Annotated in this window: 10 protein-coding genes and 2 pseudogenes; 6 read left to right on the top strand and 6 right to left on the bottom strand. The window is 72.0% G+C overall.

Going from position 1 to position 13435, the window contains the following annotated elements; translation table 11 throughout:
* Window positions 1–1338, bottom strand: a pseudogene (locus ACLEQD_RS22720) (flavin monoamine oxidase family protein); the annotation flags it as partial.
* 79 nt (window positions 1339–1417) lie between these two features.
* Between ACLEQD_RS22720 and ACLEQD_RS22715 the strand changes: the two are divergent.
* The gene (locus tag ACLEQD_RS22715; protein WP_410386682.1) at window positions 1418–1909 is read left to right on the top strand and encodes a DUF4442 domain-containing protein; all 492 of its coding nucleotides are present in this window, start codon (window positions 1418–1420) and stop codon (window positions 1907–1909) included.
* On the opposite strand, the gene ACLEQD_RS22710 is transcribed toward ACLEQD_RS22715, so the two are convergent.
* Complete coding sequence (locus ACLEQD_RS22710) at window positions 1910–3052, bottom strand: esterase/lipase family protein (RefSeq protein WP_410386680.1); 1143 nt, start codon at window positions 3050–3052, stop codon at window positions 1910–1912.
* 130 nt (window positions 3053–3182) lie between these two features.
* On the opposite strand from ACLEQD_RS22710, the pseudogene ACLEQD_RS22705 reads away from it, so the two are divergent.
* A pseudogene (locus tag ACLEQD_RS22705) lies at window positions 3183–5260 on the top strand (S46 family peptidase).
* A gap of 181 nt (window positions 5261–5441) precedes the next feature.
* Here ACLEQD_RS22705 and ACLEQD_RS22700 read toward each other — a convergent pair.
* Window positions 5442–6293: a hypothetical protein gene (locus ACLEQD_RS22700; protein WP_410386678.1), complete on the bottom strand. Its 852-nt coding sequence runs from the start codon at window positions 6291–6293 to the stop codon at window positions 5442–5444.
* 305 nt (window positions 6294–6598) lie between these two features.
* On the opposite strand from ACLEQD_RS22700, the gene ACLEQD_RS22695 reads away from it, so the two are divergent.
* Together ACLEQD_RS22695 and ACLEQD_RS22690 are read left to right on the top strand one after the other, a co-directional pair.
* The gene (locus ACLEQD_RS22695) at window positions 6599–7210 is read left to right on the top strand and encodes an adenylate/guanylate cyclase domain-containing protein (RefSeq protein ID WP_410386676.1); all 612 of its coding nucleotides are present in this window, start codon (window positions 6599–6601) and stop codon (window positions 7208–7210) included.
* Between the two features lie 38 nt (window positions 7211–7248).
* Complete coding sequence (locus ACLEQD_RS22690; protein ID WP_410386674.1) at window positions 7249–7899, top strand: glutathione S-transferase family protein; 651 nt, start codon at window positions 7249–7251, stop codon at window positions 7897–7899.
* 1 nt (window position 7900) lies between these two features.
* Here the strand turns inward: ACLEQD_RS22690 and ACLEQD_RS22685 are convergent, their stop codons facing one another.
* From ACLEQD_RS22685 to ACLEQD_RS22675, 3 genes are all read right to left on the bottom strand, one after another.
* Entirely contained in the window at window positions 7901–8509 is a 609-nt protein-coding gene (locus ACLEQD_RS22685) for an HAD family hydrolase (RefSeq protein WP_410386672.1), read from the bottom strand.
* 14 nt (window positions 8510–8523) lie between these two features.
* The gene (locus ACLEQD_RS22680; protein WP_410386670.1) at window positions 8524–10416 is read right to left on the bottom strand and encodes a methyl-accepting chemotaxis protein; all 1893 of its coding nucleotides are present in this window, start codon (window positions 10414–10416) and stop codon (window positions 8524–8526) included.
* Window positions 10417–10493: 77 nt separating this feature from the next.
* Window positions 10494–10931, bottom strand: a complete 438-nt coding sequence (locus tag ACLEQD_RS22675; protein WP_410386668.1) for a host attachment protein — start codon at window positions 10929–10931, stop codon at window positions 10494–10496.
* 408 nt (window positions 10932–11339) lie between these two features.
* Between ACLEQD_RS22675 and ACLEQD_RS22670 the strand changes: the two genes are divergently transcribed.
* Window positions 11340–12854: a serine/threonine protein kinase gene (locus tag ACLEQD_RS22670; RefSeq protein ID WP_410386666.1), complete on the top strand. Its 1515-nt coding sequence runs from the start codon at window positions 11340–11342 to the stop codon at window positions 12852–12854.
* On the top strand, window positions 12823–13435 hold a 613-nt coding region (locus ACLEQD_RS22665), incomplete at its 3' end, for a tetratricopeptide repeat protein (protein WP_410386664.1). The genes ACLEQD_RS22670 and ACLEQD_RS22665, both read left to right, overlap by 32 nt.

Below are 13435 nucleotides of genomic sequence, written 5' to 3'. Positions count from 1 at the left end.
CGACCTCCGTGGCGGCGCGCTCGCCCGACTCCACGGCGCCGTCCAGGTAGCCGCACCCCTCGATGGCCGTCTCGGTGCCCGCCCAGTGCACGCGGCCGAAGGGGCCCGGAGCGCGTCGCCCATGGCGGTGAGGGTGCCGGGGCGGGGCAGGCCCACGTAGCAGCCGGTGCTGAACGCCTCCTGCTTCCAGTCCAGCGCCGCGATGGCCACGGGCGTGAGGGCCTGGGGGCCGAAGAAGCGCGCGAAGTCCGCCAGCGCGGCGCGGTGCAGGTCCACGGCGGGGCGGCCGGTCCACGCGCGGGCGGTGTCGCCCAGGAAGAAGCCCACGAGGGCGGGGTGGTGTCCGTGGGGGCCGCAGTCGTCGAAGCACAGGCGCACCGGGCCCACGTCGCTGACGGCCTCGCCGGACAGGCCCGCTTCGCGCCAGAAGGGCGTGGCGTAGGTGGCCACGACCTTGATGACGCTGCCCATGGGGAGGTCCGCGTGCGCGCGGCGGCGCCCCGAGGGCAGGTCCGCGCCGAAGTCGATGCGCTCCGCGAGCGCGGGCGGCGTGGCCACCACCGCGTAGCGCGCGCGCAGGGCCCGGCCGTCCTCCGTGGTGGCGGTGACGCCGCGAGCATCCTGGCGCAGGGCCTTCACGGGCGCGGAGAGGAGGACGCGCTCCGGGGGCAGCCCTTCCGCCAGCCGCCGTGAGAGGGATTGCGCGCCGTCCACGAAGCGCTCCGCCTGGGCGCCGCCTTCAATCTCGGTGAGCGGCATGAGGCCGCCGTTGGAGTGCACGTAGGAGAGGAAGTGCAGGAAGGACAGCTCGGAGGGCTCCGCCGCGAACACCGCGCGCGTGGCGATGTCCAGCGCGGCGCGAGCGCCCCAGGTGGGCACGTGGCGCTGCTTCCACTCCTCCACGGTGAGGGCGTCCCACTCGGCGGCCTTCGGCGCGGCGGCGGGCTGTTCCTTGGGGACGCGCTTCGCCAGGCCCTCCAGCTTCCAGACGATGCGCTGCAAGTCCAGCAGCGACAGGAGGGGCAGGGACGGGACCTTGCCCTGGTAGGTGCGGCGCTCGCCGCGCACCTCCAGCACCTTGGTGCCCTGGTGGTGCTGGGGGAAGCGCTGGAGGCCCAGGCTGTCCGCGAGCCGGAGCACGTGGCGCTGCCTGGGGCCCACCCACTGGCCGCCCAGGTCCACGAGCCCGCCGCCCACCTCGCGCGTGAGGGTGCGGCCGCCCACCCGGTCGCGCGCCTCCAGCACGGCGACGGTGGCGCCGGTGCGAGCGATGTCCCGGGCCGCGGTGAGTCCCGCGACGCCCGCGCCGATGACGACCACGTCCACCCTTGCGTCCATAGGGCGGCGGACTCTACGCCGGACGCGGCGGGTGGCTAGGATGCGCGCCGGAAGTCAGACGGGAAGGGTGGAGGACCGGATGTTCGCGTTGGAGCTGGTGGAGAAGGTGCGGCGGGTGTCGCCGGGCGCGGCGAACGCGCTGACGACGTTGGCGGTGAAGAACATCGTCCCCCTGGCGGCGGCCATGGGCTACCGCGTGGACGAGGTGACGGACGCGCGCGTGAAGGCGACGGTGCCGCTGGACCGCAAGACGAAGAACCACGTGGGCAGCGTGTACCTGGGCGCCCAGGTGACGGTGATGGAGTTGACGATGGGCGTGATGCTCTTCCGCCGCTTCCCGCCCAGCCAGTACAAGATGCTGGTCAACCGCATGGAGGTCGCCTTCCACGCGAAGGCGAAGACGGCGGTGAGCGCGGTGTGCGAGCCCGGGGACGAACTGCTCCAGAAGCTCGCGTCGGAGCTGCGCGCGACGGGGGACAAGGCGGAGGCGTGGATCCCGGTGCGCCTCTTGGGCACGGACGGCCAGTGCGTCGCGGAGTCGCGCTTCCTGGCCGTCTTCAAGCGCGGGTAGCTACCGCGGCGGTTCTTCTTCCATCAGGAAGTCGCCAATGGTCTTCCACATCGCCTCGAACTGGGGGCGGCGGAAGCCGGAGCCGGAGATGAGCCAGTCCACGTGCGGGGGCTGGTGCGCCGGCTGGTCGAAGTGGCCAATGGCATCCAGGTGGTCCGCGCGCACCGCCGCCAGCACGCGGCCGTACACCTGCGAGCGCGTGGGCACGATGCCGTCGCACGCGGTGGGGCCGGGCATGGCGCCGTAGGCCTGCACCAGCGCCGCCGTCTGCGCGGGCGTGTGCAGGGGCAGCTGCGTGAGCGGCATCCGCTGCGTCTGGCCGTACACGAACGCGTAGATGGTGTGCGTGAGCTGCGCGTACGGGTCCAGGCCCGCCGCCAGGCGCGTGCGCAGGGACGGGGGCCGGGCCTGCGTCACCACGGAGCCATAGCGCACGCCGGGCCGGTCATGCGTGCCGCCGTTGAACAGGTCGATGCCCTCCGGCGTGAGCTGGGGGATGAGCGACGTGTCGCGCCCCACGTCCCACAGGAACTTCGTCACCGCGTCGCGCCGCTCGCTGGAGAAGTCCCCCAGCAGCTGGTCGAAGAGCTGATCCAGCAGCGTCGCCTTCCACCCCAGCTGATCATCCGCCCGCGCCATCAGGTGCCCGAAGCGGAACACCACGCTCAAGGGCAGCCGGCCGAAGCGCAGCACGTACATGGTGAACAGCGACAGGAGCTTCAGGAGCTGCTGTCCGAAGAGGCCCAGGAAGAACGTGGCCAGCGGCGTGCCCGCGTGGGGCGCGGACAGCGTCACCACCGTGCGCACGCGGCGCGCGAAGGGCTCCAGCTCCAGCGACTCCGACACCTGCGCGCCGGGGGAGACGAACAGCCGGGCATCCAGGCCGCCGGTGGAGTGGCCCACCAGGTGGATGGGGCCGTCGTCCCCGGAGGCCGTCTCGCTCACGGCCTTGAGCAGATCCGCGGTGCGCTGGCGGATGGACGCGGTGGGATGGGAGACGACCGTCACCACCTCCGCGTCGATTCCCCGCCGGGCGAGGTCCTGCTTCAGGAACTCGTACGCGTGGCCGAAGTAGAGGAGCTCGCCCAGGTTGGTGAACCCGAAGAAGCCGGGGACGAGGTAGACGTGGTGCTTCACGGACATGGGCCCACCAGCATAGCCCACGCTCCCGGGATGGGCTTGGAATACCCGGCGTCCCAAGCGGTTGACGCGCGCCCGGCCGCGTTGACAAAACCGGCTGCCTGTTTCCCCTCCTCACGAAGGAAGACTCCCCGTGTACCGCAGACTGCTCGCGCTTGGCCTGCTGTCGTCCCTCCCCGCCGCGGCGGAAGAGGGCATGTGGACCTACGACGCCTTTCCCGCCGCCCAGGTGAAGAAGGCCTACGGCTTCGAGCCTGACCAGGCGTGGCTGGACAAGGTGCGCCTGGGCTCCGTGCGGCTCGCCGGTGGCTGCTCCGCGAGCTTCGTGTCGCCGGACGGCCTGGTGATGACGAACCACCACTGCGTGCGCAGCTGCATCGAGGAGCTGGCGACCGCGAAGGACGACCTCCTGGCGAAGGGCTTCCAGGCGAAGTCAGCGAGGGAGGAGCGGCGCTGTCCCAAGATTGAAGCCAACCAGCTGGTGGAGATGACCGACGTCACCGGGCGGATGAACACGGCGACGAAGGGCCTGTCCGGCGCGGCCTTCAACACCGCGCTCAAGAAGGAGATGGCCGCGGTGGAGGGGGCGTGCACCACTGGCGCGGACGTGCGCTGCGACGTGGTGACGCTCTACAACGGCGGCAAGTACCAGCTCTACAAGTACCGCCGCTTCCAGGACGTGCGGCTCGTGTTCGCGCCGGAGTTCTCCATGGCCGCCTTCGGCGGGGACGCGGACAACTTCAACTTCCCGCGCTACGGCTACGACGTGTCCTTCGTGCGCGTGTGGAAGGACGGCGCGCCGGCGAAGAGCCCGGACTACCTGCCGTGGGCGAAGGAGGGCGCGAAGGAGGGGGACCTCGTCTTCGTCTCCGGCCACCCGGGCGGCACGGAGCGCAAGAGCACGGTGGCGGAGCTGGAGTTCCAGCGCGACGTGGCGCTGCCCCAGACGCTGCTCCAGCTGGCGGAGATGCGCGGCGCGCTGCGCGAGTTCACCAGCGCGTCGCCGGAGCGCTACCGCGTGGCGCGCTCCAGCCTGCGCGGCGTGGAGAACGGACTCAAGGCGCTGAAGGGCCGGCAGGAGACGCTGGCGGACCCCGCGGTCCTCGCGCGCAAGCGGCAGGAGGAGGCGGACCTGCGCAAGCGCATCGACGCGAACCCCCAGGCCCGGGCGCTGACGCAGGGCATGTGGGAGGAGACGGCGCAGGCGCTGGACGCGTGGCGCCGGATGATGAACGACTACCGGATGAAGGGCGCGGGGGACGCGTTCCGCTCCGACCTGTTCTCCTACGCCCAGGCGCTGGTGCGCGCGGCGGACGAGCTGCCCAAGCCCAACGGGGAGCGGCTGCGCGAGTACACCGACGGCCAGCTCCCGGCGCTGAAGCAGCGGCTGCTGCGGGAGGCGCCCATCCCGGCGGAGCTGGAGGCGCTGACGCTGACGTTCGGCTTCAACAAGCTGCGCGAGACGCTGGGCGCGGATGATCCGTTCGTGAAGCGGGTGCTGGAGAAGGAGGCCCCGGCGGACCTGGCGAAGGCGCTGGTGCGCGGCTCGAAGCTGGGCAACGTGAAGGTGCGCCAGGCGCTGCTGGACGGCGGCAAGGCGGCGGTGGACGCGTCGAAGGATCCGATGATCGTCCTGGCGCGCAAGGTGGACGCGGAGACGCGCGCGTCGCGCAAGCGCTACGAGGACACGGTGGAGGCGGTGCTCAAGCGCAACGGCGAGCGGCTGGCGAAGGCGTACCTGCTGGTGAACGGCACCGCGGGCGCGCCGGACGCGACCTTCACGCTGCGGCTCAACTACGGGCAGGTGAAGGGCTGGGACGACGACGGCAAGGCGGTGCCCGCGCTGACCACGTTCGGCGGCGCGTACGGGCGCGACACGGGCAAGGAGCCCTTCAAGCTGCCGGCGCCGTGGGTGAAGGCGAAGGGGAAGGTGCCGGACGCGACGCCGCTGGACATGGCGACGACCAACGACATCATCGGCGGCAACTCCGGCTCGCCGGTGGTGAACCGCGACGGGCAGGTGGTGGGGCTCATCTTCGACGGCAACCTGCCGTCGCTGGGCGGCCGCTACCTCTACGCGCCGGAGACGAACCGCGCGGTGGCGGTGCACGGCGACGGCATCCTCGCCGCGCTGGAGCACGTCTACGGCGCACGCGCGTGGTCAACGAGCTGAAGGGCGCGCAGGCGGCGTCCGCGGCTCCGGCCCGCTGAGTCCCCCCGGCCGGCACGAGGCCCGCCTCCGGGCCGGCACGTCCTGAACCTGTCCGACAGTCGGACAGGTTTCCGCTGCTCGGGTGGGGCCGGGGCCCCTCCGGCGCGGTCGTCCAAACCTGTCCGACAGTCGGACCCGTTCGTGCGGTGCGCGGACACGGCGGCGGGTCGCCTCCGGGGCTCATCGGCCCGGGGGCTTGCGTGCTCGGGCCGCCGAAGGAGCGCGGCTCAGCAGCCCTTCCGCCTCCAGCGCGGCGCGCACGGACGGGATGTGTCCCCGGTGCGCCTTGAAGCGCTGGAGGAAGAGCCGCACCCAGTGCAGCGGCGGCGTCAGCGTGCCCCAGGTGTGGAAGCGCGAGCCCCAGGCGTTCGGCTGGAGCGAGTCCAGGAAGGGGTTCACGTCGTGCACGCCGAGCAGCGGGCGGTGGGCCGGCAGTGCTTCGAGCTTCCGGTTCGCGGCGGCCTGACCGTTCAACGTCCGCGTCCCCGTGTAGCGCTCGCGCAGGAAGCGGTTGAAGGTGCGGTGGCCTTCGGGCTCCAGGAGGAGCGCGCGCAGCAGCCGCGCCTGTTCACCCCGGTCCAGCAGCGCGCCCTTGCGCTGTTGCTTCTGGCGCAGCAGCTGGCGCTGGCGCCACCTGTCCTGAAGGGGATCCCTGAATGCGTCCGTCCACACCAGGTGGCCCAGCGCGTGGTCGCCGATGACGCCGCGGGGCAGCAGGCCTCGCGCATGGCCCCGTCGGTCCTCGCGCGGCAGGTGGCGCGTGCGCGCGGTGGCCCAGCGGATGAACGGGTTCACCTTGTCGCCCGACTGCCGCCAGTACACCTGCTGGTGAATCTTCGCGTCCTCCCACGGCGCGCAGGGCGGCACGTCCGCCTCCACGTCGCCGGACCGGAGCCACTGCGCCAGCTCCTGGCGCACCTCCTGGCGGGCCGCGCGGTGGATGCGCGCACGCGCCGCGCGCGACGCCTCCCGGTTCTTCGACGGCAGCAGCGAGCGCGCCATCTGCCGGACCTTCTCGTCTGAGTGGATCATCGCCCGCGGGCCCTCCGTGGCCGGGCGCGGACGGGGAGCGCGCCCATCACCTGACGCGCACTGGACGTCTTCCACCGCGACGCGTCGGGTGCCGGACACCCGTGAGCCAGAACCTCACGGGTGCTTGGTGCGTCGCGTCAGGAGCGCACTACCGTAGGTGTGCGGATGCGTGTCCGCCTCTGTCTTCGCACGGTTGCGTTCCCCGGAACGTCCCCGTCCGAGCGCCTTCCCGGGCTGGTTGGGAGCCGGCGCCGTCGTGCGGTAGCATCGCGATCGTCTGACGCCGGGGGGAGGGAGGATGCACGATGGTGGTGGAGGCTCTGGAGCCCCGGACGATGTCGGCCATCATGTTCACGGACATGGAGGCCCCCGCAGGTCAACGCTGGCGGGATGAGTCCCTACAACAAGCGCTGCAGGAGGAGCACGGTCAGCTGGTGCGCGGGCTGCTCGCGCGCCACGGTGGCCGCGAGGTGAAGCGGATGGAGGAGGGCGGCTTCCTCCTGGAGTTCGAGTCGGGCCTGCCCGCGGTGTCGTTCGCGCAGGAGTGGCGCGCCGCCGTGGACGCACGCAACCGCGCGGTCCCCACCGAGCAGCGCATGTCCGTCCGGGCCGGCGCGCACCTGGGCATGGTGGTGCACCGCGACGGTGACGTCTTCGGCGAGGGCGTCAACCTGGCGGCCCGCATCGAGTCCCTGGCGCGCCCGGGCACCGTCTACGTCAGCGAGACGCTGGTCGCGCAGCTGGAGGGCCGGTTGAAGGCGCCGCCCGTGCGGCTGGGCCGCAACGAATTGAAGAACATCCGGCTGCCGGTGGCGGTGTTCCGCATCGACCCGCCGGCGGAGGCCCGGAACGAGCGTGCGCTCCTGTCGCGCGTGCGTTCACTGCTGGGCCGTAAGCGGGCGCCCGCGGACGGTTGAGGCTTGTGGCCGGGCGCGCGGCGGTAAGGTGCCGCGCCATGTCCGAGCTCACCCTGGTCGTTGGTTCCAAGAACTTCTCCTCGTGGTCGCTGCGCCCCTACCTGGCCCTGGCCCACACCGGCCAGCCGTTCCGGGAGGTGCTGGTGCCGCTGGACACGCCGGAGACGGCGGCGCTCATCGCCATGCACTCGCCCAGCGGCCGGGTGCCGGTGCTCAAGCACGGCGACACCGTGGTGTGGGATTCGCTGTCCATCTGCGAGTACCTGGCGGAGGCCTTCCCGGACGCGAAGCTGTGGCCGGAGGACCGCGCGACGCGCGCGATGGCGCGCTCGGTGACGTCGGAGATGCACTCGGGCTTCACGGCGCTGCGCACGAACCTCCCCATGGACATCAGCGCGCGCAAGACGGTGCCGGGGCTGGACGCGCCGGGCGTGCACGCGGACATCGCGCGCATCCAGGGGCTGTGGGCGGGCTGCCGCGAGCGCTACGCAAAGGGCGGCCCCTTCCTCTTCGGCGCCTTCAGCATCGCGGACGCGTTCTACGCGCCCGTCATCACCCGCTTCGTCACCTACGGCGTCCCGTTCCGTCCGGAGAACGTCCCGTACCGCGACGCGGTGCTGGGCCTGCCCGCGATGCTCAAGTGGACGGAGGCCGCCCAGGGCGAGCCGCCGCTCGCGCGCTACCGGTAGCTCACAGCCCCAGGGACTTGAGCTGCGAGTCGAACGTGGGCGCGTCCGTGAAGACGTACCCGCGCAGCCCCAGCGCCCGGGCCGCGTCCACGAACTCCGGCAGGTCGTCGAAGAAGGCGGCCTCCTGGGGCGCGCAGCCTGCCTTCTCCAGCGCGAGCCGGTAGATGGCCGGCTCCGGCTTCACGTGCCCCACCTCGCAGCTCATCACCAGGGCGTCGAAGCGCTGGAGCAGGGGCAGCAGCGGCTTCAAATAGGCCACGTGCAGCGCGTTGGTGTTGGACACCAGCACCAACCTCACCCGCCCGGCGAGCCCCTCCACGCGCGGCAGCACCGCGTCGTGCACCGTGAAGTGGCTGCTCCACAGGGGCGCGAACTCCGCCATGGGCAGGTCCACGCCCAGCGCGCCGCACACGTCGTTCCGGATGCCCTCCGCGTCCAGCAGGCCCCGGTTCGCCGCCGTCCACCCCGCGCCGGTCAGCCGCCTCGCGGCCTCCCGCGGCTCCAGCCCCGCCCGCGCCGCCAGCCTCGCGAAGAGCAGCGCGTTGTCGTGGAACACCAGCACGTTGCCCAGGTCCAGCAGCACGGCCTTCACGGCGGGGACGGCGGACACAGGGGCTCCTGCTTTCAGATGCGGTAGGACCGCGCGACGCCTTCCATCTGGCCCGCGACTTCCTGCAGCCGCTTCGCGGCGCCGGTGGTGGACTTCAGGCTGGTCTGCGTCTCCACCATCATGGAGGACAGGTCCGTCACCGCGCTGAAAATCTGGGCGATGCCCGCGTTCTGCTGGTTCACCGCCCCGGCGATCTGCCGCGCCGCCGCGGCGTTGTCCTGGACGATGGTGGCCAGCTCCCTCAGGTGCTCGCCGCTGGTGCGCACCTGCTCCAGGCCCTCCGCGACGCTGGAGTGGCTCTGCTCGGTCATCTTCGCCGTGGAGATGATGGCGTGGCCCAGGTCCCCCAGGATGTCGCGCACCTTCTCCGTGGCCTGGATGGATTGATCCGCCAGGTTGCGGATTTCGCGCGCCACCACGCTGAAGCCCTTGCCGTGCTCACCGGAGCGCACCGCTTCGATGGCCGCGTTGAGCGCGAGCATGTTGGACTGGTCCGCCAGGTCCTTCACCGTCTGGGTGATGCCGCCAATCTGCTGCGTGCGCTCGTTGAGCTGCACGATGCGCATGGCCATCTCGCCGGACTGCTCGTGCAGCCCCTGGAAGCCGTCCAGGCTGTCGCGGATGGCGACCTCGCCCGCGCGGCCCACCTCCTCCGCGCGCGCCGCCACGCCCAGCACCGTCTCCGCCTTCTCCGCGGCCAGCAGCGACGTCTGCTTGATCTCCTGCGCCGTCACCTGCGTCTCCTGGAGCGCGGCGGCCTGCCGGGCCACGTTGCGCTCCTGGACCTCGGAGGCGAGGTTCAGCTCCGCCACCGTCTCGCTGAGGACGTGGGTGCCCTCCTGGAGGCTGGTGGCCGTCTCGCGCAGGTTCTTCATCATCTGACCGAAGGCCTGGGTCAGCTCCCCCACCTCGTCCCGCCCCGCCTTCACCTCCATCACCTGCGTGAGGTCGCCTTCCTTCACGACGCGGCGGACCACCTCACTGAGCGCGCGCAGCGGCCGGGTGATGCCGCGCGCCAGCACCCACGAGCCCAGGCCCACCCCCGCCACGAGGAGGGCGGCCAGCCCCAGCACCAGCCGGCGCATCCCGTTGAGGGGCGCGTAGGCCTCGTCCGGCTCCAGCTGGGCCAGGAACCTCCACCCGTCCCCCACGTCGCGCACGTCCGAGCCGTTCACCGCGACCGCGGTCACGCGGCCCGTGTCGTCGTGCTCGCCCCTGCGCGTGTCGAACAGCGTCCGGCCATCCGCGCTCCGCAGCTCCAGGGAGAAGCTGTGGTGGCCGCGGTGCTGGGCCCGGGCGAGCGCGGGCTTCACCAGCTCCCCCACCTGGCCCCAGTCGAACGCCGCGAGCAGCACGCCCAGCCGCTGGCCGCGCTCGTCCATCACCGGCACCGCCAGGGGCAGCACGTGCACGCCGTAGATGGGGTCCTCCTCCTCCACGCCCTCGGCGGTGGTGGCGCCGGCCTGCGCCTGACGGAACCACGCCGCCTGACGCACGGCCTCCGCGCCCCCCGCGTACGCCTCGCGCAGCGCGGGCGTGCTGGCGGAGACCGCCACGCCGTCGTCGCCGAAGAGCACGATGCCGTTGAGGGTGAGGTAGCGCCGCTGCAAGAGCGCCAGCATCGCGTCGCTCGCCGAGGCGTCCTTCGTGCGCAGCGCCTGGCGCAGGACGGGGTCCTCCGCCCAGCTGTGCGCGCTCGCCTCGCGCTCCGCCAGGGTGGACTCCAGCAGGTCCTTGAACCCTTCCGCCTCCATGCGCAGCGACGCGTCCAGCTGCGCCTCCGTCTGCTGGCGCATCAGCCGGTCCTGCAGCCCGGTCAGCGTCAGGAGCGGCACGCACGACACCAGGGTCATGTACAGCAGCAGCCGCCCACGCAGCGTCAGGGACGGCAGTTCGAAAGAAGGCATGGCACGCCGGCGCGAAGGAGAGGACCCGGGTTCCTATACCAGAACCCGGGCCCTGAACCCCCCGGCCGACCGGCCGCCTACAACACGGGCACCCGGTCAGGCAGGTCCCGCGCGGGCAGGTTGGAGTAGTCCGCGTCCAGGTCCAGCCGCACCCGCTGCTTCACGCGCGTGCTCAGCAGCCCCCGCAGCAGCCCCAGGAACCCCGGCGGCGCCGCGATGACCACCTGGTCGAACGCGTGCGAATCCACGCCCCTGTCCAGGCGCCCGGACAGCTCGCGCGCGAAGCGCTCGTGCTCCAGCTGCCGCCGGCCGTCCGGTTCGACCTCCGGCACCGGGCGGTGCAGCGTGCCCGCGTTGGGGTTGTCCGGCTGATTGAACAGGTCGACGGGCTTGGCCCGGCTCTCGTCATGCTGGAACTGCTCGATGAGGTCCCACTTCTCCGCCTTCGCATCCGTGGCGAAGAGCCGGGCGCGACTCGCGTTGGCCACCAGGATCCAGAGCCTCTTGTCCGCCATCTTCACGCCTCCTTGTCTCTTGAGGAGTGCGGACCCCCCCGGCCCCCGGCAAGCTTCCCCATGCGAGCCGGCTCCCTGCCGCGTGGAGGCCAGGCAACCTGTCCACCGCCCCCTTTAAGGACCGGGAACACTCCGCCTGTCCCCCGGTGCCTGACGACCTCCTCCCACGTTGACCAACCGCATCCGAGCGGCGACCATCCTGAGCCGGGGGAACAGGACGGGAGTGGGCTGTATGGAGAAGTATTTCAATGTCCGTGGACAGAAGGTGCGCGAACGCCGCACATGCCACCTGTCCACGTGGCGCACGACGATTGAAGCGTCACGTGCCGAAAGTTTTTCCGTCTCTCGCACGATAGATGCCCTCCCGTGGGTTGCAGGGTCGCTCCGCCATGGAAACCTGATCCCCCCATGGGCACCGACGACCTCCTCGCTCACACCGTGCTGTCTGAATCGGGTGATGCCGTGACCGACAGTGGCGGGATGCCGGCCGTGATGTCGCCACCTGGACAGGAGGTCCAGGAGGGCACGGTGCTGGGGAACTACCAGCTGGAGAAGCTGCTGGGCGAAGGCAGCATGGGGCGGGTCTTCCAGGCGCGGCACGTGCGGCTGGGGCGCCAGGTGGCGCTCAAGGTGCTCAAGCCGGAGCACGCGCGGGACAGCTCGTTCGTGCAGCGCTTCTTCCAGGAGGCGCGCACCGTCAATCAGATCAACCACGAGCACATCGTGGAGGTCTTCGACTTCGTGGACGAGTCGCCCGACGGGCACGTCTACTGCGTGATGGAGCTGCTGCGCGGGCAGAGCCTGGCGGCGCTCCTGAAGGAGGAGGGGCTGACGCTGGAGCGCGTGCAGCGCATGGGCGTGCAGGTGTGCGCGGCGCTGGGCGCGGCCCACCAGGTGGGCGTGGTGCACCGGGACATCAAGCCGGACAACCTCTTCATCACGCAGCGCTCCGGGCAGCAGGACTTCGTGAAGGTGCTGGACTTCGGCGTCGCGAAGCTCATCACCACGCAGACGGGCGTGAGCCTCACGGGCACGCTGGACGGCACCATCATCGGCACGCCGGCGTACATGGCGCCGGAGCAGGCCGCGGGCCTGCCGGTGGACGCGCGCGCGGACATCTACGCGGTGGGCAACATCCTCTACGAGATGCTCTCCGGCCACCCGCCGTTCCAGGCGTCCGCCTTCGGGCAGCTGGTGGTGCAGATCATCACCCAGCCGCCGCCGGCCCTGCCGTCGCACCTGCCGTCGGGCGAGCGGGTGCCGCCGGAGCTGGCGGAGCTGGTGATGCGCTGCCTGGCGAAGGAGCCGGAGGCCCGGCCGCAGCAGCTGGCGGAGGTCACCACGTCGCTCCTGCTGATGCCCACCTCGCCGGCCGGGGCGCCGCGCATGGAGGGGCTGGTGGAGGAGGCGGAGCGGCCCACCCTGCGCATGAAGGTGCCGGGCCTGCTGCGCGACCGGCGGCTCCAGGTGTCGTTGGGGCTGGCGGCGCTCGCGCTGGTGTCCGGCATCACCACGTGGACGGGGCTGCACTCGGTGCGCGCCTCCCAGGCGGAGCAGGCGCCGGCGGCGGTGGCGTCCGCGCCGGAGACGCCGGTGGCGGGCGCGATGGACGCGGTGACGCTGACGGTGCACTCGTCGCCGCCGGGCGCGAAGGTGGTCCGCGTGGACACGGGCGAGGAGCTGGGCACCACGCCGCTGACGAAGGCGCTGACCCGGCAGGCGGTGCCGCCACAGTTGCGCGTCGAACTCGCGGGCTACGTTCCGCTGGAGCGGGCGGTGGAGTTGAAGCAGGGTGCCGCCGCCGCGGAGTTGACCGTGCCGCTCGTGAAGGCGAGCGCGGGGCCGCGTCGTGCCCCCGCGCGTGCGCCGGGCCGCAAGGGAGGAAGCAGGGATGCGGTCATTGATCCGTTCTCGTCGCAGTGAGTCCAGGGCCCTGAGCCTGGGGCTCGTGCTCGCGCTGGGGACGCCGCTCCCGGCGGCGGTGGCGGCGGAGGACGCGGCGGCCACCGCCGCGGTGGAGGACGCGGCGCGGGAGAAGTTCTCCGAGGGCAACCTGGCGTACGACCTGGGGGAGTTCGACCGGTCGCTCAAGGCCTTCAGCGAGGCGTACCGCCTCAAGCCGCTGCCCGCGTTCCTCTTCAACATCGCGCAGTGCCACCGGCAGCTGAACAACCCGGCGCGCGCGGCCTTCTTCTACCGGCGCTACCTGGCGCTGTCGCAGGAAGAGCCGGCCAACACGGACGTGGTGCGCGAGCTCATCGCGGAGATGGACACGAAGGCGCGCGTCCAGGAGGAGCAGCGCCGGGAGCGCGAGCGCTTCGCGCGGGACCGTGACCTGCAGCGGGCGCGGGAGCAGGCCGCGCTGGCGGAGGCCCGCGCCAACGAGGCGAGGCTCGCGGTGAGCCCCGCCGCCGCGCCGGAGAAGAACGGGGCCTCCGAGGCCCTGTCCCTGCAGGTGCCGGACGCGGCCGTGGAGACGCAGGCCCGCCCGGCCAAGCCATGGA

The organism is Corallococcus sp. 4LFB (assembly GCF_046520365.1).
Classification (GTDB): domain Bacteria; phylum Myxococcota; class Myxococcia; order Myxococcales; family Myxococcaceae; genus Corallococcus; species Corallococcus caeni.
This window is presented reverse-complemented; position numbering and strand designations above follow the sequence as displayed.